The 21,631-nt window shown below is 53.9% G+C and carries 23 protein-coding genes and 1 other RNA gene; 12 read left to right on the top strand and 12 right to left on the bottom strand.

The genetic code is table 11. From position 1 onward, the window contains the following. The first annotated feature begins 7 nt into the window (after positions 1-7). A complete protein-coding gene (locus tag ABD013_RS13070; RefSeq protein ID WP_343806570.1) occupies positions 8-937 on the top strand; it encodes a flagellar motor protein MotB in 930 nt (309 codons plus the stop codon). Between the two features lie 73 nt (positions 938-1,010). Here ABD013_RS13070 and ABD013_RS13065 read toward each other — a convergent pair whose 3' ends face one another. The 3 genes from ABD013_RS13065 to ABD013_RS13055 form a co-directional block, all read right to left on the bottom strand. Next, positions 1,011-1,316 (bottom strand): c-type cytochrome, encoded by a 306-nt coding sequence (locus ABD013_RS13065; protein WP_343806568.1) that lies wholly within the window; start codon positions 1,314-1,316, stop codon positions 1,011-1,013. A 149-nt stretch (positions 1,317-1,465) separates the two neighbouring features. Further along, positions 1,466-1,672, bottom strand: coding sequence for a hypothetical protein (locus ABD013_RS13060; RefSeq protein ID WP_343806566.1), 207 nt, complete (start codon positions 1,670-1,672; stop codon positions 1,466-1,468). 63 nt (positions 1,673-1,735) lie between these two features. After that, complete coding sequence (locus ABD013_RS13055; protein ID WP_343806563.1) at positions 1,736-2,251, bottom strand: disulfide bond formation protein B; 516 nt, start codon at positions 2,249-2,251, stop codon at positions 1,736-1,738. Positions 2,252-2,572: 321 nt separating this feature from the next. Between ABD013_RS13055 and gdhA the strand changes: the two genes are divergently transcribed. Then, positions 2,573-3,925: an NADP-specific glutamate dehydrogenase gene (gene gdhA, locus ABD013_RS13050; RefSeq protein ID WP_343806560.1), complete on the top strand. Its 1,353-nt coding sequence runs from the start codon at positions 2,573-2,575 to the stop codon at positions 3,923-3,925. A gap of 49 nt (positions 3,926-3,974) precedes the next feature. On the opposite strand, the gene ABD013_RS13045 is transcribed toward gdhA, so the two are convergent. Next, the gene (locus ABD013_RS13045; protein WP_343806558.1) at positions 3,975-5,294 is read right to left on the bottom strand and encodes a methyl-accepting chemotaxis protein; all 1,320 of its coding nucleotides are present in this window, start codon (positions 5,292-5,294) and stop codon (positions 3,975-3,977) included. A 206-nt stretch (positions 5,295-5,500) separates the two neighbouring features. After that, on the bottom strand, positions 5,501-6,346 hold the full coding sequence (locus ABD013_RS13040) for an SDR family oxidoreductase (RefSeq protein WP_343806556.1): 846 nt from the start codon (positions 6,344-6,346) through the stop codon (positions 5,501-5,503). Positions 6,347-7,149: 803 nt separating this feature from the next. Between ABD013_RS13040 and ABD013_RS13035 the strand changes: the two genes are divergently transcribed. Continuing rightward, on the top strand, positions 7,150-8,373 hold the full coding sequence (locus tag ABD013_RS13035; RefSeq protein ID WP_343806554.1) for a DUF6575 domain-containing protein: 1,224 nt from the start codon (positions 7,150-7,152) through the stop codon (positions 8,371-8,373). Between the two features lie 192 nt (positions 8,374-8,565). Here ABD013_RS13035 and ABD013_RS13030 read toward each other — a convergent pair whose 3' ends face one another. Then, positions 8,566-8,760 carry a hypothetical protein gene (locus ABD013_RS13030; RefSeq protein ID WP_343806552.1) on the bottom strand — a complete coding sequence of 65 codons (195 nt, stop codon included), beginning with the start codon at positions 8,758-8,760 and terminating at the stop codon, positions 8,566-8,568. 1 nt (position 8,761) lies between these two features. Then, a complete protein-coding gene (locus ABD013_RS13025; protein WP_343806550.1) occupies positions 8,762-9,247 on the bottom strand; it encodes a hypothetical protein in 486 nt (161 codons plus the stop codon). Between the two features lie 471 nt (positions 9,248-9,718). Here ABD013_RS13025 and ABD013_RS13020 point away from each other — a divergent pair, with 471 nt between their 5' ends. The 4 genes from ABD013_RS13020 to ABD013_RS13005 all read left to right on the top strand — a co-directional run bounded on the left by ABD013_RS13020 (position 9,719) and on the right by ABD013_RS13005 (position 13,169). Further along, on the top strand, positions 9,719-10,276 hold the full coding sequence (locus ABD013_RS13020; RefSeq protein WP_343806549.1) for a recombinase family protein: 558 nt from the start codon (positions 9,719-9,721) through the stop codon (positions 10,274-10,276). Positions 10,277-10,975: 699 nt separating this feature from the next. Continuing rightward, entirely contained in the window at positions 10,976-11,410 is a 435-nt protein-coding gene (locus ABD013_RS13015; protein WP_343806547.1) for a hypothetical protein, read from the top strand. Positions 11,411-11,589: 179 nt separating this feature from the next. Next, positions 11,590-12,453 carry a hypothetical protein gene (locus ABD013_RS13010; protein WP_343806546.1) on the top strand — a complete coding sequence of 288 codons (864 nt, stop codon included), beginning with the start codon at positions 11,590-11,592 and terminating at the stop codon, positions 12,451-12,453. A 374-nt stretch (positions 12,454-12,827) separates the two neighbouring features. Then, complete coding sequence (locus ABD013_RS13005; protein ID WP_343806544.1) at positions 12,828-13,169, top strand: hypothetical protein; 342 nt, start codon at positions 12,828-12,830, stop codon at positions 13,167-13,169. 169 nt (positions 13,170-13,338) lie between these two features. Here ABD013_RS13005 and ABD013_RS13000 read toward each other — a convergent pair whose 3' ends face one another. From ABD013_RS13000 to smpB, 3 genes are all read right to left on the bottom strand, one after another. Next, positions 13,339-14,784: a site-specific integrase gene (locus tag ABD013_RS13000; RefSeq protein WP_343806541.1), complete on the bottom strand. Its 1,446-nt coding sequence runs from the start codon at positions 14,782-14,784 to the stop codon at positions 13,339-13,341. Positions 14,785-15,052: 268 nt separating this feature from the next. Continuing rightward, positions 15,053-15,411: a transfer-messenger RNA gene (gene ssrA, locus ABD013_RS12995) on the bottom strand. 55 nt (positions 15,412-15,466) lie between these two features. Then, a complete protein-coding gene (gene smpB / locus ABD013_RS12990; RefSeq protein WP_343806539.1) occupies positions 15,467-15,946 on the bottom strand; it encodes an SsrA-binding protein SmpB in 480 nt (159 codons plus the stop codon). Between the two features lie 163 nt (positions 15,947-16,109). Here smpB and ABD013_RS12985 point away from each other — a divergent pair, with 163 nt between their 5' ends. From ABD013_RS12985 to ABD013_RS12975, 3 genes are read left to right on the top strand one after another with little or no spacing between them, the layout of a single operon-like run. Beyond that, positions 16,110-17,474 (top strand): sodium-dependent transporter, encoded by a 1,365-nt coding sequence (locus tag ABD013_RS12985; RefSeq protein ID WP_343806537.1) that lies wholly within the window; start codon positions 16,110-16,112, stop codon positions 17,472-17,474. Positions 17,475-17,500: 26 nt separating this feature from the next. Further along, positions 17,501-17,932 carry a type II toxin-antitoxin system RatA family toxin gene (locus ABD013_RS12980; RefSeq protein WP_343806535.1) on the top strand — a complete coding sequence of 144 codons (432 nt, stop codon included), beginning with the start codon at positions 17,501-17,503 and terminating at the stop codon, positions 17,930-17,932. Between the two features lie 7 nt (positions 17,933-17,939). Beyond that, positions 17,940-18,251, top strand: coding sequence for an RnfH family protein (locus tag ABD013_RS12975; RefSeq protein ID WP_343806533.1), 312 nt, complete (start codon positions 17,940-17,942; stop codon positions 18,249-18,251). A 15-nt stretch (positions 18,252-18,266) separates the two neighbouring features. On the opposite strand, the gene ABD013_RS12970 is transcribed toward ABD013_RS12975, so the two are convergent. After that, on the bottom strand, positions 18,267-18,608 hold the full coding sequence (locus tag ABD013_RS12970; protein WP_343806531.1) for an outer membrane protein assembly factor BamE: 342 nt from the start codon (positions 18,606-18,608) through the stop codon (positions 18,267-18,269). Between the two features lie 88 nt (positions 18,609-18,696). On the opposite strand from ABD013_RS12970, the gene fur reads away from it, so the two are divergent. Continuing rightward, positions 18,697-19,128, top strand: a complete 432-nt coding sequence (gene fur / locus ABD013_RS12965) for a ferric iron uptake transcriptional regulator (RefSeq protein ID WP_343806529.1) — start codon at positions 18,697-18,699, stop codon at positions 19,126-19,128. Positions 19,129-19,153: 25 nt separating this feature from the next. On the opposite strand, the gene recN is transcribed toward fur, so the two are convergent. Beyond that, positions 19,154-20,821, bottom strand: a complete 1,668-nt coding sequence (gene recN, locus ABD013_RS12960) for a DNA repair protein RecN (protein ID WP_343806528.1) — start codon at positions 20,819-20,821, stop codon at positions 19,154-19,156. A 182-nt stretch (positions 20,822-21,003) separates the two neighbouring features. On the opposite strand from recN, the gene grpE reads away from it, so the two are divergent. Next, the gene (gene grpE / locus ABD013_RS12955) at positions 21,004-21,591 is read left to right on the top strand and encodes a nucleotide exchange factor GrpE (RefSeq protein WP_343806527.1); all 588 of its coding nucleotides are present in this window, start codon (positions 21,004-21,006) and stop codon (positions 21,589-21,591) included. The last annotated feature ends 40 nt before the right edge of the window (positions 21,592-21,631 follow it).

The following is a 21,631-nucleotide window of genomic DNA, read 5'->3' as shown; positions in this document are numbered from 1 at the left end:
CACGGCGATGAGTGACGACAACGAAGAAAAGTGCAAATGCCCCCCGCCGGGATCACCGGCGTGGATGGCGACCTTTGCCGACCTGATGTCGCTGTTGATGTGTTTCTTCGTGCTGCTGCTGTCCTTCTCCGAGATGGACGTGCTTAAGTTCAAGCAGCTGGCTGGCTCCATGCGCGAAGCGTTCGGCGTGCAGAACCAGATCAAGGTTGAGGATATCCCCAAGGGGACTTCCATCATCGCCCAAGAGTTCAGCCCGGGACGACCCGAGCCTACGCCGCTGAACGAAGTGCGACAGATGACCATCAACAACGACATGAACAGTCTGGATGTGCGCTCGCTGGAGGGCGAGGCCCAGGTGGAAGATCGCCTCAAGGGGCTGGAAGCCTTGCAGCGTCAGCAGGAAGAGGAAGCCCGTGAGGAAGCGATTGCGGTTGCTCAGGCACTGTCAGCCGAGATTGGCGAGGGCAGTATCGAGGTCGAGACCGACGGGACGCGCATCATCATTCGGGTCAAGGAGCATGGTTCCTTCGAATCCGGCTCGGCTGAGCTGAAGTTTGATTACATTCCCGTGATCGCCAAGATCCGTGATCTGCTACTGGATATCAGTGGCAAGGTGGCGATCGAGGGACATACCGACAACGTTCCCTATGGTGGGCGCCGGTTCGAGTCCAACTGGGACCTGTCCTCGGCACGGGCCCTGGCGGTGGCGCACGAGCTGTTTTCTGATCGCCGTATCGACCAGTCTCGCTTCAGCATCACCGGTTATGCGGATACTCATCCTCTGGCACCCAATAGCAGTGTGGAGCTGCGTGCACGCAACCGCCGGGTCGAGATTGTGATCCAGAAAGGCAGTGTGGACGAGGCACTGGAGAAGCTGCAGTCACGCCCTGAGGGGGATACCGAAGGCGAGCCGATCGATCCGGGCAGCCTGTTCTGATACTGGCGGCCTCTTTGGAATGCACATAAAAAAACCGCCTGATGGCGGTTTTTTTATAGCGTTGGCCAAGTGATTACTTGGCTGCGTCCAGCATGTACTGAATACCGGCTTTCAGTTCGCTGTCGGAGCAGTCCATGCAGGTGCCTTTCGGCGGCATGGCGTTGATGCCGGTGATAGCGGTTGCCAGCAGAGCATCGATGCCTTTTTCGGCACGCGGAGCCCAGGCAGCCGCGTCGCCAAACTTGGGTGCGCCAGCCACGCCTGCAGCGTGACAAACGGAGCACTTGGTCTTGTAAATTTCTTCGCCAGTGCGTTCAGCCATGGCAGCAGCTGGGGTCAGCAGCACGGCAGTCGCCGCGATCAGCAGAGTCTTTTTCATTGCAGGTTTCCTTCTAATTATCTCGGATTGTCACCGATTATACTCAAATAAAACGAGTTTAGGCCTGTCATCTGCTGAAAGTAAATAGTCTAAAGGTGCGGCATCTGGCCGCAGTCTGTGCATAAAGTGCGGCAGGCGTCTGTCAGTGTTCAGCGCTGGCTGCCGAGACGCATGGCGAAGTCGGCCTGGCCCTGCAACAGCCGGTCGTGGCGGCGGGAACGCTCCTGCAGGCGATGCTCGCGAATGGCCTGTTCCAGTACTTCATGCGGTACGGGCACCAGGTTGCGAACATCTTCAATGGAGTAGCCGCGGTTAAGCAGCTGGCGCAGTTGTGCAGTCAGTTGAGTGGCGCTCATGATTCTGTCCTCATTATTTGTGTCATGAGGCCATTATGAGCGCCGGAATGTGACGCTTGTGTGTCAGTTTTGAGGTGCTTTTCTGACAACGCGGCAAACAAGGGCTGCGAGCGACAGCAGGATGAAGAGCGGGCTCGCGGCTGCCAGTAGTTCTGCCATGGTGAAACCGGCAATGACCTCCGGGGTATAGCCGCAGGACTCCCAGATTTCAAACATCCAGGGCCACCATTCACCGGGGGTAAACCAGGCCGGCAGGCCGGACTCCAGAGAGCAGCTGCTTTCGATCCAGTAGCGCTCGATCGCCAGGGTACGCCAGCTGCGTTCGGTAAAGCCCAGTGCGATGATCAGGGCCAGCAAGCGGCCACCGGTCTGCACTTTTGAACAGCCTGGCAGCAACAGGGCGGTGGCAGCGAGCAGTATCAGCGCAAACAGCCACAGTCGTATATGGATGCACAGGACGCAGGGGCCGTATTCGAGTCCGTATTGGAAGTAGAGGGCCACGGCTGCGGCGGTGACGGCGCCAACCAGCAGTACCAGCCAGTAGATGCGGGAGTTTAGCAGTTGCTGGGCAAACTTCATGGTGACCTGTCTCTGTGAAAAATTGCAGCAGAAAGGGTAGCCCGATCCGTTGTAATCGAGCAAGTAAAGGTATCAGATGGGCTGCATTCCATTAAGTTCAACGAGCCAAATTGGCGCACAAATTCTGTAAAAGTCACATTTTTGGTGCATTGTATGCACTAATGTAGTGCTTTATTATTAAAGGGCTTTATCGCGTCAGAACATTCTCCGAGTTTCCAACTCCTGTCAGAAATCCTCTGAGTCCAACCTGAATGCAGTGACCAGGCGTCATATGCACTCTGTTGTTCTGGCCAACTTACGCTTCATCATCTGAGGTACTTAATGTCCTATATCCATGAAACCATCGCAGGCCTGATGGCCTCTAGCCCTGCCCAAGCCGAGTTTTACCAGGCGGTTGAGGAAGTGCTGGAGTCTCTGGAGCCCGTGCTGGAACAAAGCCCCCACTATAGTGACAACAGCATCATTGAACGCATGATCGAGCCCGAACGCCAGATCATGTTTCGAGTTCCCTGGGTTGACGACCAGGGTAGGGTGCACGTCAATAAGGGGTACCGAATCGAATTCAACTCGGCGCTGGGTCCTTACAAGGGCGGTTTGCGTTTTCATCCGTCGGTTAATGCCGGCATCATCAAGTTCCTGGGATTCGAGCAGATCTTCAAGAATGCCCTGACCGGCCTGCCGATCGGCGGCGGCAAAGGTGGCGCCAACTTTGATCCCAAGGGGCGCTCCGATCAGGAAATCATGCGCTTCTGCCAGTCCTACATGAACGAACTCTACCGACATATCGGCCCCAGCACCGATGTGCCGGCCGGTGATATCGGTGTGGGTGCGCGCGAGATCGGTTATATGTTCGGCCAGTACAAGCGCCTGACCGGCCGCTATGAAGGCGTCCTGACCGGTAAGGGGCTGCTCTGGGGCGGTTCGCTGGTGCGTAAGGAAGCCACCGGTTACGGTTGTGTCTACTTCGCCGAAAACATGCTCAAGGCTCACGCTGATACCCTGGAAGGCAAGACTTGTCTGGTATCCGGTGCCGGTAACGTGGCGATCTACACCATCGAAAAACTGTACCAGTTGGGTGCACGTCCGGTGACCTGCTCCGACTCCAGCGGCACCCTGTACGACAGCCACGGCATCGATCTGGAAACTCTGAAGGTGCTCAAGGAGCAGAAGCGGGTATCTCTGCGTGAATACCTGAATGAATTCCCGAAAGCAGAGTTCATTCCGGTAGAGGAGTATCCGGAAGACGGCCATGCCGTATGGCGCTTCAAGGCCGATGCGGCTTTCCCCTGTGCGACGCAGAACGAGCTGACCGAAGCCGATGCCCGTGTACTGCTGGATAACGGCTGCCGTTGTATCAGTGAAGGCGCCAACATGCCGTCGACACCGGAAGCGGTAGAACTGTTCATCGCCAGCCGTATCCACTACGGTCCGGGCAAGGCTGCCAACGCCGGTGGCGTGGCGACCAGCCAGCTGGAGATGAGTCAAAACGCCAGTATGCAGCGTTGGACTTTCGAACAGGTCGACCAGCAGCTGCAGGCGATTATGGCCGATATCTATACTCGCTGCAGTGAAACCGCGCAGGAGTTCGACCAGCCGTACAACCTGGTGCTGGGCGCCAATATCGCCGGTTTCCGCCGTGTGGCGGATGCGATGCTGGAGCAGGGTGTAGTGTAATTCCCGCTGTTGCGTCGACCGGGGCCCGCCGCGTGCGGGCCTTTTGTTTTCAGCTGTTATGGACCTGTTCGCGGAACTGGCCGATGGCTTCGACTACTCGCTGTGCTTCCTGGCGTATCTCCAGCATGACCGTACCGGTCTTGTTGGCCAACAGCACTCCCTGCTCAACCTCTGTCTGACTGCTCAAGGCCTCTTCTGCGGCGGTACTGGCCAGCACACGGTTCTGCTCAACGACTTGTCTTATCTCTTCGGTGGCGTCCCCGGTGCGCCGGGCCAGGTTACGTACCTCATCTGCGACGACGGCAAAGCCGCGCCCCTGGCTCCCAGCACGGGCCGCTTCGATGGCTGCATTCAGGGCCAGCAGGTTGGTTTGCTCGGCAATGCCCTTGATGACGTCAACGATGCGCTCGATGTTGCCCGACTGTTCGCTCAGGGCGCCCACCTGCCTGGCCATGCTTTGCAGGTGCTGTTCAATGTTGCGTACCATGCCGACGGTATCCTCGACGGCCAGGGCACCATTGATGGCGCTTTGGTCCGTTTCCAGGGCGATATCATAGGCCAGTTGTGCAGCGCGGGACTCTGCGTTGCGGCGTTCAATCTCGGGCGTGATATCACTGGCGATCTTGATTACCCCATAGAGCTCCCCCGCAGCGTTATAAAGCGGGTTGTAGGTTGCTTGAAGCCAGATGGGGCGTGCATTGCGCCCCCTGCGTTCGAACGTGCCGGCGATGTACTCACCCCGGCTCAAGCGAAGCCAGAAATCGCTGTATTCCCCGGTGGCGGCGTAGTCAGGATCACAGAACAGACGATGATGCTGGCCGGCAATCTCGTCGTGCCTGTAATTCAACGTACTCAGAAAGTTGTCATTGGCACGCACGACCTCTCCGTTCAGGTTGAACTCGATCACGGCCATGGAGGTGTCGATGGCATTCATGACGCTGCTCAGGTGCTGTTCCTTTTCAACGTTCTCGGTGATATCGCGTGCCAGCTTGATCACCTTGATTACCCGGCCTTTGGTATCTGTGACCGGGATGTAGCTGGCCTCCAGCCAGACGTGGCTGCCCCGACTCGATACCCGACGAAAGCGCCCGCTCTGACTTTCGCCGCTAATCAGTGCCTGCCAGAACTGTTGATATTCAGGGGCCTGTGCATATTCCGTTTCACACAGCACGCTATGGTGCCGTCCCCGCAGTTCCTGCTCGGAATAATGCATGGTCTGTTCAAACAGCCTGTTTGTACTCAGGATCAAGCCGTCAGGAGTGAATTCGATAATGGCCATGGTCGCATCCAGAGCGCTGGCCAGCTGCTGTGCTGTGGACAGCTGTTCCTTGCAGTCGGAGAGTTCTTGCTTCAGCTTGCGTGTAAACATAAGAGTCCTGGAACCCGGGAAAAGGTGGTGTTGAGTGAGCACTGGATACTGGGGGAGAACAAGTCCTCCACCTATGACTCTGAAACTACAGATAAATTTCTTGGTCTGCGTTCGCTGTACGTGCTACGTGCGTTGAGCAAGAGTGGATCATTCGTTGAGCGGTAGCGAAGGTATCCAGGTACCTTCACTACAAGACCTTGCCGCGGTCAGCTGTTTTCCTTCTCGGCCGCACGCCGCAGAATCGCATCCAGCCAGCGTGCCGGCAGGATGCGGCGCAGATAGCCGAGCAGATAGGTCGGCACCGTGACGTAATAGCGGGCTTTAGGGCGGGAGCTTTCCAGCGCATGGCGCAGTGACTTGAACACCGCTTCCGGTGGCAGTGTGAAGCTTGAGTCCTGCTCCTCGCCGCCTTCCAGGCGCTTGAGTACCCCGGCATAGGTAGGGGCATGGGCGCTGTGTTCATGATCGATATTGCGCTTGAATGCGTCCAGTGCATTGCGGCGGAAGGCGCTGGTGATCGGGCCGGGCTCGATCAGGGCAATATGCACACCTGAGCCGTGCAGCTCCTGCCGATAGGTATCGGTAATCCCTTCCAGGGCGAACTTGGAGGCGTTATAGGCGCCGCGGTACGGCATTGCCACCAGCCCCAGTACCGAGGAATTCATCACAATTCGGCCGTGCCCCTGCTGGCGCATCACCGGAATCACACGGTTGGTCAGCTCCACCCAACCGAACAGGTTGGTCTCGAACTGCGTCCGCAGCGCTTCCCGGCTAAGATCCTCGACAGCACCGGGCTGGCCGTAGGCGCCGTTGTTGAACAGTGCATCCAGGCGACCACCGGTCAGCTTCAGCGCATGAGCCACACCCCGTTCGATCGACTCGGATGAGTCCAGATCAAGTGCGAAACTCTCCAGCCCCATTGCTTCCAGCGCGGTGACATCCTCTGGCTTGCGCACGGTCGCCAGCACCCGGTAACCGGATTCTTGCAGGCGCAGAGCGCAGTGCTTGCCGATACCGGTTGAGCAGCCGGTCACGAGAATGGTGGAGATCATCAGGGCCTCGCTGTGGATAAGTGCGTTGTCTGACGCCGGATACTAACACGGGACAGGTCAGGAAGGAGGCGGGTGCGCAGTAAGGAGGTGTATGCGGGTGCTGAAAACGAAAAAAGCCTGTAAAAACAGGCTTTTAACTTTTGCAATTTGGTGGAGGTGGCGGGTGAGTGCTATCTCCACATAACACCTTGATCTATATAGGCGTATCGGCGTGTGGTTGGCTGTTGTGTTACAGCAGTATGTGCTGTCTGGTTCGAGAGAGTCAAGCGGACTATTTGTTAAGCTGCTGCCAAGGTATGACTTGAACAATATTTAACCTAGACTAAAATGTTGGCGCGTTTAAGTTGTATCAGAATGGAATCGTTGCCCAATGGACTGGCCCAACCACTACCCTTCGCAGTGCCCGCCCTCTCAAGCTGAAACTGCCCAGCAGACTATCTATCGTTTTCTTACTCGCAGAAACCCAAGGGCAAGAGACTTTCTGTCGTATTACGATATCGATATCAAAAAGGTGTTAGATGGCAAGCAGGAGCAACCCAAAGACTGGGGGGATGATGCGTGTCGAGCGCGGGGGCTATCAGTTTTTACAAAGCTTGAACATTGCTATGAAATGCAAGCACTCGTCCCGGCTATGAGAAAGAAGCCCTTAGGGGAACTGGAGCTAGAACCTACTGATGGGGCTCTTATTCTCAAAACTACAGGCAGGCACCCAGAGCATCATACTGTATGGATTCCTTCCTATAATGGGTTAGAAGGCAGGTGCGTACCCGTGCCAGAGACTAAGGTTGAGCAGGCGTGAAAAAATGATGATGGATTCGCCTCTCCCTAAAGGGAATATTCAGAACATAGGATTGCTTGAACTGCGTGAGGTCTACACCTATTACGATTTCCCTAGGGTTTTCAGCGCAGAGAGTCTAACCGGGCAGCTCTTTCTCGGTCTTTGCGTAGAAGATGACATCTCTGACGACGATCAGCTCGAGACTAGGTGGCTCTATGTGGCTATAAGTCCAACTAGGCTGCAAGCAGTGAAGGCTGGCAACATGCCCCTGCGGATTGCTTTCACTCGCCCAGAAGGCGGTGTGTGCTTTGAGCTTTGTATGATTGAAGAGGAGTTGGTCGAAGTCCTCGAGAAAAATCCTCAGCAACTCCCTGAAGAGGACCTACCCGCAGAGGGCGCAGTACTTCGGTTGGAAGGCTTGCATCAGCTGGAAAAAATACCAAGTGCCTCTAACGAAGCACGACAGACACTCCGAGAGGTTTTAAACCTTCATATTGAGAACCCTTCAATTAAGTCTCTGGAAATTCCTCTAGGGTTGCTAGGTACGCTAGCCTCCTCTCTACAGTCGGTTCTCGATAGCATCATGCAAAACGTAATGAATAGGCCTACTCTGCATGGTCGTATACCTGAGGCTGTGATGAATGAGGCGCAGCTTAGATTTACAGGTGTATTTGAAGGCTCATTTGGCGCTAGGCTCTCATCTGCTCAACAGTCGGATTTGATCGAACCAGCAGTAAGTGATGCGCTATGCGTATTGGTTGATCTGGTTCGATCCGGGGATGACCCTGTGCGGTTGAGTAGGTTGCTTAGGTCTCAGAACCAGAGAACGGCCAGACGTTATGCACAGTTTCTCAAGGCTCTCTACTCTTCAAACTGTGATATCGGTCTTGATTGGGGGTCTTCAAACCCTACTAGGGGGGGCTCTTCACAAATCAGTAGCAGGGCGGCTAGAGCGGCTTATGACCTAGTTAGCGAAATGGAGTCCTCAATGTCCAATGCCTATCTTGTGAAGGCACGCCTTACGGGGTGGGTTTATAAGACCCGTTCTTTTGTTGCTGTTGCGGAAGATGGAATAGAGTACCGGGGCAGATTATCTGATGAACTTTTTGATGAGCGCGAATCGCCTCAAATTCACGCTCTGTACGAAATGAAGATTGCGGACCTTGTTGAGGAAAGTTCTCTTCATGCCGGAGAAAAGTCTACATACGTTCTACAGGAGTTGAGGATGATACTTCCCCCAGGGCAGTAAGAGAGGCTTTTGATGCCCATCAGTAAGTTCAATGTAAGCCCCTTTCTCCGGGGCAATACCTTTCTCCTTTCAGGGCCAATCGGGGAATTACCATGCCATACGCTCGAAGGGTTTGCTGGGGGAACAGCGGTAAAGCCTGTTCCTTGACCTTCACTTAATGCTGGAATAAAACCCCGATTTCGGAGAAATTCATTACAGCTTCAAAGCTTCCCAAGCCTTTTTAGGTAAAAGCCATCTAAGGCTATTTGCCTCGAAAACTCCTACTGCTATAAAAATGAACATAAAAGCCCATCCAAGTGCTTCCCAAGCCCCATTATTAATCCAGCAAAAGGCAGTGGTGCTGAAAAATAAAAGGTTTACTGCAATGCCTCTTAATGTTGCATTCATATTAATTCTGGTTTTGGCTCTTGAAATTTTTTATTCGATCTTTTAGTTTCTTTATTTTTATCTCAGCTAATGCAATGGGAAACCCATCATTTGGGATGGAAATTTTTTTATGGCCCTCTATTTCAATTTCTGTAGAACCCCATGCGTCAAAATGATCAATAATGTAATCTAAAAACTTTCCAGACTCCACTGATAACATAGTGAAGCCATCGCAGTGTCGGGCTTTAGCAGATTCGGTATAAGAATTTATTATGTTTTCTGATTTAAGCGTAACATTCCCTGTGTCGCCATCGTTAAAGCCGATCATTCTTGGGTAAATTATTATTTTCAATTCTTCGGCTCTACGAGAAAGAAAATCACCATCTCGCTTAGACTGATAAGTCAGAGCTGTGCCATCAGTCATCGTAATGCTGGCGTAATCTTCATTCCGATTCCACGTGTCTAACTTGGGTTCACGGCACATTAGTTTATATAGTTTGCTACTCAAAGAAGAATCCTTTATGACTTTGTGATGTAATATTATATTTTAATTTTTGCGATGATTTAAAAAATATAACTAAAATATCTGATGACTTACATATTCTATCTGACCTGCTCTCCCCCCCCGCCGGGGGTGCTTGTCATCAGAAAGAAAAAATAACTAATCCGAGGCATTATTACATATCTATAATTCAGGACTCTACTCCAGCTTGTCCAGACAAGTGAGCACAAGGGCTGGAGCTTATATTTAAGTTTTGATTTAACTGATGATACACATAGTATGCCTTGTAGAGCATGCTCTGTTCACTGAGAGCTACGGGTAGTGTGTCCAGGTGAGTAAGAGGTTTGGACACTTTCCACGTCGATCTGCAGCCCGCATTGTGTAGTGTCAAGTTGAGTGGGTAATGAATTTATTGACACTATGTCCATGTAAGCCTAGATTATATTGGACAATTCGACACAGACATGGACGCACACCATGAGCGGACAGCAAGTAGCCTACATCCGAGTATCAACAGTAGACCAGAACACCGACCGCCAGCTCGAGGGGCTGACCTTTGATGAGTCATTCACCGACAAGGTGAGCGGTAAGGATACCAATCGGCCAGCGCTACAGGAGTGCCTGCGTCATCTCCGGAAGGCCGACACTCTGCACGTACACAGTATCGACCGCCTAGCCCGAAACATGGCTGATCTCATGAAGCTGGTGCAAGAGCTGACAGCGAAGGGTGTTGCTGTGAGGTTCCACAAGGAGAACCTGACTTTCACTGGAGAGGATAACCCGTTTCAGACCCTGCAGCTCCAGATGATGGGAGCCTTTGCCGAGTTCGAGCGGGCAATGATCAGGGAGCGACAGAGAGAAGGCATGGCAGCAGCTAAGAAGAAAGGAAAGCAGATTGGTGCTAAGAAGAAGCTAGACCCTGATCAGGTCGCAGCGATACGCGCTAGAGTGGCGTCAGGGGAGGCTAAGAAGGCCCTGGCTGAAGAGTATGGTGTCAGTCGTCAAACACTGTACTCTGCCCTTGCGTCGGCCTGAGGTTGTAGCGCACGACCACCAATATCCCGGGAGGATGTTTCTATTCACTAACATCCGTCTCTTACCCTGCTGTTTTCAGCATGTATACCTGAGGTCTTCCAAGCGTCGGCCTCCGTGTCTCTTTCAGCGCTTCCATACCTCCCTCCGTCGTCTAGAACGTCTCACACAGGGTAATACAGTATTCTCTGCACTGATCTGAAGTTCTGACCACGTACTCGGTCTAGTTGGATTCCTGACCATCTAAGGCTGCGTGATCAACGATCACTTGATACCCCACACCATAGGACAAATATAAGTTATTTCTAATATTTATATTGATGTGTGTATCTTCCCTCCTGCTGTTTTCGTCATCCTCTTGACCTGACTAGAGGTCGGGCATCAGGCAGGACTTTTGGGTTTCTTATAGCTGCTGTGCTGTATTGTGCATTTCAGGACTTAAGTAGTTAGGCACTGTTGTAATGGTGGTTATGGTCATCAACATCAGCGAAAACTCAATGCAACCCACCGTACGACCGCTCGCTGACGCATCCCTTTAGGGGATTCTTAAGGGGGGGAATTAAGAATCCAGCAACGACGGGGCTTTCAGCCCGATTTGGGTGGGGTGGATTTCCCCATTTTTGGCAACAAGAACGAATATCGAATGTAGGAGGTGATGACCCACTCCTTAGAGCAAGAATTTGTGTACAAGGAGCCACCCACATGAAAAGCACCAAGAACATCAGTGCCATCGATTTCACTGCACTCGCGAAGCTGACGATGGACAACAAGCACGCCGGGATAATCGCTATGCTGGCCATTGAGTCTAGTGACAAGGGAATTGTCTCTATCACCAACAAGGCACTCGTTGAGGCGACTGGCATGGACAGGAAATCCGTCCGAGTGGCTATGGATTACCTCCAAGCCAGCCGAGCGCTGATTAAGGACCTGGTGGTCAAGGACATTTTCCACATCAATAGCCGACTGGTCAGCACGCACGATCCTCGAACACTTCGAGACGCTGACTTCTTTCCCGAGTTTAGCGCGAAAATAGACAGCCTTAAGTGTATCCCTAAGCCGTCACGGTCAGACATGCGTGAGGTCGAGCGGATGAACAAGTTAACTGATGCTGATATTGCAGACTGTTTTGCAGCGTGAAGTGAGAGTTCTGCTAACAAAGTATTCACTTGCGTGAAGCGCTAAGGCTGCCTTCAAGTGTGTACTGCATCTAAATATTTTACACAGTTATGAGTGTTGTGTAATTTTGCGTTCAAAAGTACATAATGTGTAGTTTTGGGCTTTATATTACATACTGCTTTTGCAAGGAAGTTACGAGAATGATGCTGTCATATGACCCAGAAAGGCCAGAGCGAGAACGCCGTGCCATGTACGAAAAGCGCGGTATGAAGGTTCTAAAGGAAGATTCTCTACCCAACAACATTTTCGCAATATTAAACGACTACCCGAAAGGGGCTGAAGTCTCGACAGCAGAGTTACGTCGCGGCCTTCAGTGCCACTATCTCTCCGATATGCCCAGCGCACAGCAAGTTACCAACGCTCTTACCTCGCTGGTCAAGCGTCAGTACCTTGAAAAAGTCGGCAGAAGTTACGCTATTAAAGGGGAGCGATCCTATGACTTGGTGGCAAAGGTGGTCTCGCATGAAGTGTATGAAAGTTTCTGTGGGGCTTTTACCAAGGTTGTGGCTGATAGGCGCAGAACGCAACGTTGCGGCTCCAAAAAAGATTGCCTTGCGGTACATACGTATGACAGTCAAGGGCGATGTCTGGATACTGCCAATGGCAGGGTTCCGTACGGGTTGCATTTGATGGTGTTCGAGGGAAAACCAAGGTTTTTCATCATGTCCACCTTGAGTAATGGTGTTGAGGACTTCATTGAAGCGGCGTTTGAAGCTTTACACACACGCTATGATGACGGAAATGGTGGTGTCCTATACATGGATTACTTCAAAGAATGTACAAAGGTGAACGAGCGTTACCGCAAGTTCTTCAAGGCTTGCATGGAGCGCAGGCTAATACGTGATATGGGAAGCCGTTCTTGGGCATTTGACCTGCGAATGCCGTGGTTTCAGTTTGCTGATACTGGATTGCAACAGTGGCTTCAGGATGCAATGGATCGATCGACCACCAGTACCGCTAGTGATGAGCCACGTCCCGGTACTTCCAACCAAGAACGATCTTAACATGACGGATAATCCGCCTAGCTGATTAGCTTGGTCGAACCTTTCGACTCAAACTAGGGCTGGTGCCAAGTGAAGGGCTGGAGATGCTTGCTCTCACTAGGTGGGGTCTGTAGCAGGGAAAGGAAGGGCCTTCACTAAGCATCTTACGCTATACCCCACGAATAATTTCAGTACCTAGTCAGCGATCTCCCCAACGCACTTCTGTCCAGTCTATCCCCTATCAGGTTCCTTCGCAGCAGCATGCCGCTTAAGCCTTGATTGCCCACACCTAAGGATTACGTGTCTTTGACACCCCTCCACATGCTTGAACTGAACTTATTGGGCAACCAGCAAGTTTCTATCGAACCGAAATTTTTAACTTTAGAGGAAAGCATATGAACGAAGCACAGACCTCCAGCTCAAACATCAACTTGGAGATTTTGAATTCCTTGGTAGCAGGACACCAGCTCTACGGGGGTGACTTGATAAGCACTCTCCAATTCAGGAAGAATGACATCGAAGAGCTATTCGAGGAAGCGACATGGCTCTTAGAGAACAATGAGCCGCTGCCGAGCTATGTGTTAGAGATGCTGCCACATGATGTCGAATGCTATGAGTTACTCACAGGTGGACAACTGCCGATTAAACTCATCGGGCTACTCTCTACGCATGGTTACTATGAACTAGTTATAGAGACCTTCTGCAAATTGAAAAAGGGCAAGACGCAGCACTCGTGAGTTGCTAATGAAAACAATAGGGAGACCACCAGGTCTCCCTATTGTTTTCGACATCCTCTTGCTCACGACTTTCGCAGTCGGTCTATTTTTCAGGCTGCATGTCGATGACCGAGAGCGTATTTGGCATTGACGATTTATGAGGGGAAGGTCGTAGCCTGAAGTTTTTGAGTTACCTCTCAAGCCGACGGAATGGCATAACCGATACTACTGCGTTGTCCCAGAATATGGACTCGATGACAGGTTTCAGAGGTTTTGCGTTCCTGCTGCCGTATACCGCGTGTGTCGCTGACTCGTCTGTGTGTCCGACAATCTCCTTGATCGCGTAGTCTGGCGCATGAGCTGCACGTAGGTGGTCGATGAAGCTGTGTCGGAACGAGTGGAATGTCTTTGCCGTGTCAGTGATACCCAGCTGTTTTTTGAAGCGACCAAACCACTTAACAGGATTATGGCTGTAGCGCTCTGAAACCTTCTCCAAACTGGGCAGCAGCATAACTGCGCCAGCTGCTCGACGTTGCTCGATATAACGTAGAAGGCCCAAATCTAATAGTTTGGGATGCACTGGCACTACTCGTCTGCTTGAGGCGTTCTTAAGCTGCTGGTGCTCACCTTCGTCCGTGATGTGGAAGCAGAGTGTGCCGTTATCTTCCCGAATGTCGTGCAGGTTCATCTGACATATTTCCTCAATCCTCGCACCGGTGTAAAGGCCGATGAGGGGGAGCCAGTAGTAGTAATCGTGTTTGTGTTTGCCTTGCGTGAACACCGGTGAGCTGAAGATCGATTTGAGGTCTGACTCAGAGAAAGGCTTGCGGCTGTCTTTCTTGTTTTTGTTGATCTTGATACCCATGCCGGACAGAGGGTTGGACTCAATATAGCCGTTGCTGGTCGCCCAGTTGAGGAACGCGGTGACCTTCACGAAGCGGTTATGTGCAGTGCGAATGCTGATGGTTTCGTATGCCTGCTCACCTTCAAGGATTGCGTCGATAGGCAGGTCTTTGAGAGCCGCGAGCTTCTCCCGCTGGGCTGGGTAGCGTAGCAATTTCTCCTTGAACGCTCGTCCGTGCTCTTTATCGATTTGAGCGATATCGAGATCACCCACCAATTCCGTGAACATGCGTAGAGATAGGTCGTTCTCGTTCTGCGTCCGCTGTCGTGACCACTCGCCTAGCTTGATCTTCTCTGCGGCATACTCTTTGTAGACACTTGAAACCAGACGCTTGGGTTGTGGCTTTTTCTTGGTCGCGCTAATGGCGGCGGACGTATCCTCAGGGTGTAGCGTGTCTGGCATGACGGCACCGCTACTGACTTTGGCGTGTAATCGTTCGTAGACAGCGATGGTCTGCTTGGTGATCTCCTGGCATAGGAGCTTAAAGCTGATGTCATCCTCGTCTATGTTGCCGTCGATCAAAGTGCGTGCTGTTGATGCTGCTTTGTCGAGTTTGTTGAGAGCGTATCTTTCTCTTGCTTCGCTGAGCCAGTCACTGATGATTTCTTCGTGGGTTTCTGCCTCTTCACGAGTGAGAGGGCCTCTACATAGGTCGTGTTCTATGAGGTCATGATACCAGTCACTTGCCCATTGCTTGGCGATGCTGACGAGTTCCTGTTTTGATTCGGTCATGTTTTGTTCTTCCCTTAGCAACCGACGACGGAGCCGGAGTGTGATGTGATGTGCTAAGGGGTGGGCAATGTGGCGATCTTTGGTGTGAAGGCTGAATCGCAGAGGGCTGCTGTGGCCGGGAAGGCGATAGTTGAACCAGTAGGTAGTGTTGCGAAGGATGCAGTATGAAGGTGAGCCGCGCATGTTGTGTGACACCTGTGTGTTACACGCCGCATTTTCGGTCCTTCAGATGGCAGAAAGCCCCGAATGACGGGGCCTTCAAAGTGTCTGGTGGAGGTGGCGGGTTTCGAACCCGCGTCCGCCAATCCTCTGCCTCAAGATCTACATGCTTAGGCATCTCTATTTAGTTAACCCGTCGCGACCCGAGAGCCAGGGTGCTATGGGCGAGCTCTTTTAGTTTTAACCGTTCAGCTTAGAGCAAAGCATCCGGGCGATTCTGTCTCGAATGACACCGCAAAATCTCTGAGTTACAGACACCTTAGAGCGCGGCGCTAGCCGACTTAAGCGGCTAGAGCGTAGTTATCGTCGTTTGCAACTATAACTGTGTGATGAGGGATTTACGAGAATCATCACGTTCTCGGCATGCACCCAAGGGTTCGTAATCAGCGTCGAAGCCAAGTCACCCCCAGATATGTAACGCGCTATTGTAACGACTTAATGGACTCGGTGAAAGTGGAAAAGTTCAGCGAACGGCGACGGATATTTCGCGCTGTTTCTGACGGTTCCAGTCTTTCTCCTTCTCGTCGGCGCGCTTGTCGTGCAGTTTCTTGCCTTTCACCAGGGCAATCTCGCACTTCACCATGCCGTTCTTCCAGTAGAGGGCGAGGGCAACGCAGGTGTAACCTTTGGCCTCGACGGCGGTGGTGAGCTTGTCGAGTTCACGGCGATGCAGCAGCAGTTTGCGGTCGCGACGCGGGTCGGTGACATAGTGCGTGGAAGCCGAGATCAGTGGCGTAATGTGCGCGCCGACCAGCCAGGCTTCGTCGTTCTTGAACACCACGTAGGAGTCCACCAGCTGGCCCCGTCCTTCGCGCAGGCTTTTGACTTCCCAGCCTTGCAGGGACAAGCCAGCCTCGAAACGGGTTTCGATGGTGTATTCGTGCTTGGCACGTTTATTGAGGCAGATGGTGTTTCCGCCTGGAGCCTTCTTTTTCTTTGCCATGGCGCGATTATATAGGTGGCACTGGTGCAAGGAAAGCGGGCAAATTGCGTAGTTTCAGCGCCTTAGTCTGAGCTGAGTGGCAACAAATGGCCGAAAAGGTTGTCACCCCTGTCCGATTTATGAACAATTGCCCCCCGTGTACAATTTTCAACTTGAGAGCAATATGCAGTCTAAACAGTCAATTCACGGTTCATGGGCGAACCGGTGGATCTTCATTCTTGCAGCGACGGGCTCTGCCGTCGGACTGGGTAACATCTGGAAGTTCCCCTACATCACCGGTGAAAACGGTGGTGGCGCCTTTGTGCTGGTATACCTGTTCTGCATTCTGCTGGTCGGTATTCCGATCATGATGGGTGAGATCCTGGTGGGACGTCGTGCGCGTCAGAGTCCGATCAATGCGGTGCGTGAAACCGCTGCCGAAGCAGGGCTGAATCAGAACTGGAGCCTGATCGGCTGGCTGGGGGTGCTGGCCGGCTACATTATCTTCTCCTTCTATTCTGTCGTCGCCGGCTGGGTGATGCATTACATCGCCGGTATGGGGACGGGGCAGTTCGTCGATATCAGCAGCGATCTGGCAGGTGAGCGCTTTACCGAACTGCTGGCCAGTCCTGAGCAGATGCTGATGTGGCACACGCTGTTCGTGCTGATGGTCGTCGGCGTTGTGGCTGGCGGGGTCAACAAGGGGCTGGAACGAGCCACCAAAATCATGATGCCGGCCCTGTTTGTGCTGCTGTTTGTGCTGCTGGGCTACTCGATCAACAGCGGCAGCTTTGCCGAGGGCTGGTCGTTCCTGTTCAGCTTTAACCCGGATGCACTGACCTGGGATGCGGTGCTGGTCGCACTGGGGCATGCCTTCTTTACCCTGTCGCTGGGTATGGGCGCGATCATGGCCTACGGTTCCTACATGGGCAAGAAGGACTCCATCGGGGTGACCGTTATTGCCATCGGCGCACTGGATACGCTGGTGGCACTGGTCGCGGGTCTGGCGATCTTCCCGGTCGTCTTTGCCAACCAGATGGACCCGGCTGCAGGCCCTGGGCTGATGTTCATCACTCTGCCGGTGGCCTTTGGCCAGATGCCGGGTGGTCAGGTATTCGGCTTCCTGTTCTTCCTGCTGGTGGGCGTCGCGGCCTGGACATCAGCCATTTCGTTGCTTGAACCGGCAACGGCCTGGATCGTTGAACGCTTCGGGCTCAAGCGACTGCCGGCGGCAGCGTTGCTGGGGCTGGTGGTTTGGCTGATGGGGATCGCTTCACTGCTGTCGTTCAACCACTGGGAGGAGATCAAGATTCTGGGGATGGGAATCTTCGACTTCCTCGATTTTATTACCGCGAACATCATGTTGCCGTTGAGCGGCTTGTTGATCGCGATCTATTCCGGTTGGGCGTTGAGCACACACATTACGCGCGATGAGCTGGCGCTGGGTTCTAACGCAACCTACGGTGCCTGGTCACTGGTGATCCGTTTCATCGCACCGGTCGCAGTGATGATAATTTTCGTCGTCAACCTGTATGACAAGCTGGCCTGATTCAGGCCAGCCAGGTATTTGCCGACATGACACAAGTAAATCGCAGTGCGCTGGTGCTTCATACCGCCGAGCAGATGTTCGATCTGGTCAATGATGTGCGCAGCTATCCGCAGTTTCTGCCCTGGTGCGCGTCCACCGAGCTGATCTCGGAGCGTGAAGATGAGCTGGTGGCTACCCTTAACCTGTCCAAGGGTGGCCTCAAGTACAGCTTTACCACGCGCAACCAGTTGCAGCGGCCCGGAAAGATGGAGATCGCGCTGGTGGAGGGGCCTTTCTCCTCCCTGCGCGGCGTCTGGGTGTTTACGCCGCTCAGTGATGAGGCCTGCAAGGTTGAATTGACCATGGATTTCGAATTCAAGGGCAAGTTGACCGGCATGGCGATGTCCAAGGTATTCAGCTCGGTGGCGACCACGATGGTGGATGCTTTTGTCAGCCGGGCAGACCAGATCTATGGTTAGGAGTGGGATGATGAAAGTTGAAATCGCCTATGCGCTGCCCCATGAGCAGAAGATCATAGCGCTGCAGGTCGAGGATGGCTGTACGGCCCAGCAGGCGGTGGTGCGCTCGGGGATTGTTGAGCTGTTTCCGGAAATCGACCCGGCCGGTACGCCGATGGGAATTTTCGGCAAAGCCATCAAGGATCCGGCCAGCACGGTGTTGAGAGAGGGCGACCGCGTGGAAATTTACCGTCCTCTGATCGCTGATCCCAAGGAGGTCAGGGCGCGCCGGGCGGCCAAAATGAAAGCTCAGAAGGCCGCCGAAGCGAAGCAGGAGTGAGCGGGAGGTCGGAAATCAGGGAGTGGTTTCCGGCTTGGCACCCGGACGGAAGTCGCCACTGAGGCGAGTCAGTTTGTCGTCTTCAAAGAACAGGCTGATGCGCTCCTGGTAGCGCGTACCATCGCCTTCCTTGATGCTGTAAATGTAGTCCCAGCGGTTTTCACTGAAGCTGTCGTTGATCAGCGGAGTGCCGAGGATATAACGCACCTGTGAGGGTGTCATGCCGGGGCGCAGCTGGTCGACCATCTCCTGGGTCACGACGTTACCCTGAGGGATGTCGATCTTGTACACACCGGGAAATTCGGAACAGCCGGCAATCAGAAGTGCAACTGTAGCGCTGAGAAGAACCTTTCGCATCGGACAATGGCTTCCGTTTTCATGCCTAAACAAAGATAATGGAGTCTAACATTGCAAATCCCGAACAGCATAGTGATTGAGACCTAATATGGCACTGGAAAATCAGGAACTGCGGAAGGCCGGACTGAAGGTAACTCTGCCGCGGGTCAAAATTTATCAGATTCTGGAGCGTGCCGGAGAGGGTGACCACTTCAGTGCTGAAGATATCTACAAGCTCCTGATGGAGCAGGGCGAGGATGTCGGTCTGGCGACCGTCTACCGTGTATTGACCCAGTTTGAAGCGGCTGGCCTGGTGTCACGCCATCACTTCGAAGGTGGTCACTCGGTATTCGAGCTGGCCCGTGACGAGCACCATGACCATGTGGTCTGTGTAAAGTGCGGCCGTGTACGCGAGTTCAGTGAGCCCAAAGTCAGTGAGATCCTGGACAAGGTGGCGGAAGATCTTGGCTTTACCATCACTGACCGCACGCTCTACCTCTACGGCGTTTGCAAAAACGGCTGTGACGAAGAAAAGAAATAAGCGCTTGTTTCATCGCTGTCAGCCCTCAGGCTGACAGCATCTCCCGGGCATGGCTCAAGGATGTCCGGGTGATATCCACTCCGCCTAGCATGCGGGCCACTTCCTCAACTCTTTGTTTCTTATCGAGTCGACGAACCCGTGTGTGGGTGCCGTTCTGCAGCCCTTTCTTGGTGACGAACAGGTGCTGATGCCCCTGGGCCGCGACCTGAGGCTGATGGGTGACACAAAGAATCTGTACGCGCTGACCCAGTTCGCGCAACATGCGCCCCACCACTTCGGCCACACCGCCGCCAATGCCGACATCGACCTCGTCGAACACCAGTGTGGGTGTGCTGGAGGTTTGTGCCGTAATCACCTGAATCGCCAAGCTTATGCGGGACAGCTCGCCCCCCGAGGCAACCTTGGCCAGCGCGCGGGCGGGCTGGCCCTCGTTGGTGCTGATCAGGAATTCCACATCTTCCAGACCGTTGGCGTTGTAACGCTCCTCGTCCAGCGGGGTCAGGCAGGCGCTGAAATGAGCCGCCGGCATACCCAGTGCATGTAGTTGCTCATCGACCTGAAGGTCCAGCAAGCCGGCGCAGCGCTGGCGTGCTTCGCTGAGTTCGGCGGCGGCCTTGAGGTAGTCTTCGCGGGCGCTGAACACATCCTGCTCCAGCTGTGCCAAGGCCTCGTCCGAGCCGGTCAGTCCGCTCAGCTCGGCCTGCAGTGACTGGTGGAACTCGATCAGCTGCTCCGGCAGCAGCCGGTGTTTGCGCGCGACCTCATAGATGGCGGACAGGCGCTCTTCCACCTCCTGTTGGCGCTCGGGGTTGGTTTCGATACTGTCGAGGAAGTGGCGAATTTCACGTTCAGCTTCTTCCACCTGGATCAGGGCGCTGTTGAACATCTCACCCGCCTGTTGCACACGCTTGTCCTGGCTGTGCAGCTGATCGAGCAACTGCAGGCAGTGCTGCAGCATCGACAGGCAGTTTGAGCCCTCGGCATCGCTGCTCAACTGCAGCAACTGGTGACCGGTGCCGAGCAGGCTGCCGGCGTTATCCAGCAGCTGCTGCTCCTGCTCCAGCTGTTCCAGCTCGCCGTCCTGAAGCGCGAGCTGGTCCAGCTCCTCGACCTGGTAACTGAGCAGCTGGATGCGGGCATTGCGTTCGTCGGAGATCTGGGTCAGTGCCAGCCACTCGCTGTCGAGTCGGCGCCATTTGTGGAATTGGCGGCGTACCTGTTCCGCCAGTTCGGTATGGCTGCCGAACTCGTCCAGCAGAACCCGGTGGTAATCCTTTTTCAACAGGCGCTGGTGTTCGTGCTGGCCGTGGATATCGACCAGGTACTGGCCGAACTCCCGCACGAGGGCGAGTGGCGTCGGGCGGCCGTTGATATAGCTGCGGCTGCGCCCTTCGCAGGTAATCACGCGACGCAGCTGGCATTCCTGAGGATCGCCTTCCAGTTCGTGCTCGTTGAGCCAAAGCATGGCCGGCGGCAGCTCGCGGATGTCGAAGCTGGCGGTCAGCTCGGCCCGGTCGGCGTCCTTGAGGACGCTGTCGCTGTCGGCCCGGTCGCCCAGGCAGAGGCCGAGGGCGTCCAGCATGATCGATTTGCCGGCACCGGTTTCGCCGCTGATTACGGTCATTCCGGTATCCAGTTCGACTTCCAGAGCATCGACAATCGCGAAATTACGGATCGTTATCTGCGTCAGCATGTGGCTCACCCTATGGGTTTATGTACAGTGGTTATTTATACAGTATTTACTGTATAAGCCATTTTCCTTCGGGCATCAATCTCTGGCTTAAAAAAATATGCTTTAGAGGTTGAATCGCGCCGGGTGGGCCCCATATAGGATGGCATCTAGGCGTAACCTCAAGAGTCAGTTGGAGAGACCTGATGGCGAAAGAGCAGCAGAACACCCAGGAAACCGTTGAGCCGATTCAGGACGCGGCTGAAACCGTGGTCGAGACAGAGGCCGGCGAGCCGAATGCTGCCGAAGCGACAGCGGCCGATGTGCTGCAACAGCTCGAGGAATCGCGTGTCGAGATCGAGGCGCTGAAAAAGGAACTGGCCGAGCTGCAGCCGCGTGCACAGGCGGAAATCCAGAACATCCGTCGCCGTGCCGAGCAGGATGTGGAAAAGGCCCACAAGTTTGGTCTGGAAAAGTTTGCCAATGAGCTGCTGCCGGTCGTGGACAGTCTGGAGCGCGCAATCGAAGCGACTCAGGGTGACGACGAGCAGACCAAGGCGATCCGTGAAGGCGTCGAGATGACCCTGAACATGTTCCTGAGCGGTATGGAAAAGTTCAATGTGGAGCAGGTGAACCCGGAAGGGCAGCCGTTCAACCCGGAGCACCATCAGGCGATGTCCATGGTGCCGGCAGAAGGCGTTGAGCCCAACACGGTGGTTGCCGTGGTGCAGAAGGGCTACCTGCTTAACGGCCGTCTGATGCGTCCAGCCATGGTAATGGTCGCAAAAGGCTGAGCAAAGGGTGAAAAGTGGCGTTGAAATTCGACAACGCGCA

The sequence above is a fragment of the Marinobacterium maritimum genome (assembly GCF_039523155.1).
Lineage (GTDB): Bacteria > Pseudomonadota > Gammaproteobacteria > Pseudomonadales > Balneatricaceae > Marinobacterium > Marinobacterium maritimum.
The sequence above is the reverse complement of the archived record's forward strand: the minus strand, read 5'-3'. Positions and strand labels throughout refer to the sequence as shown.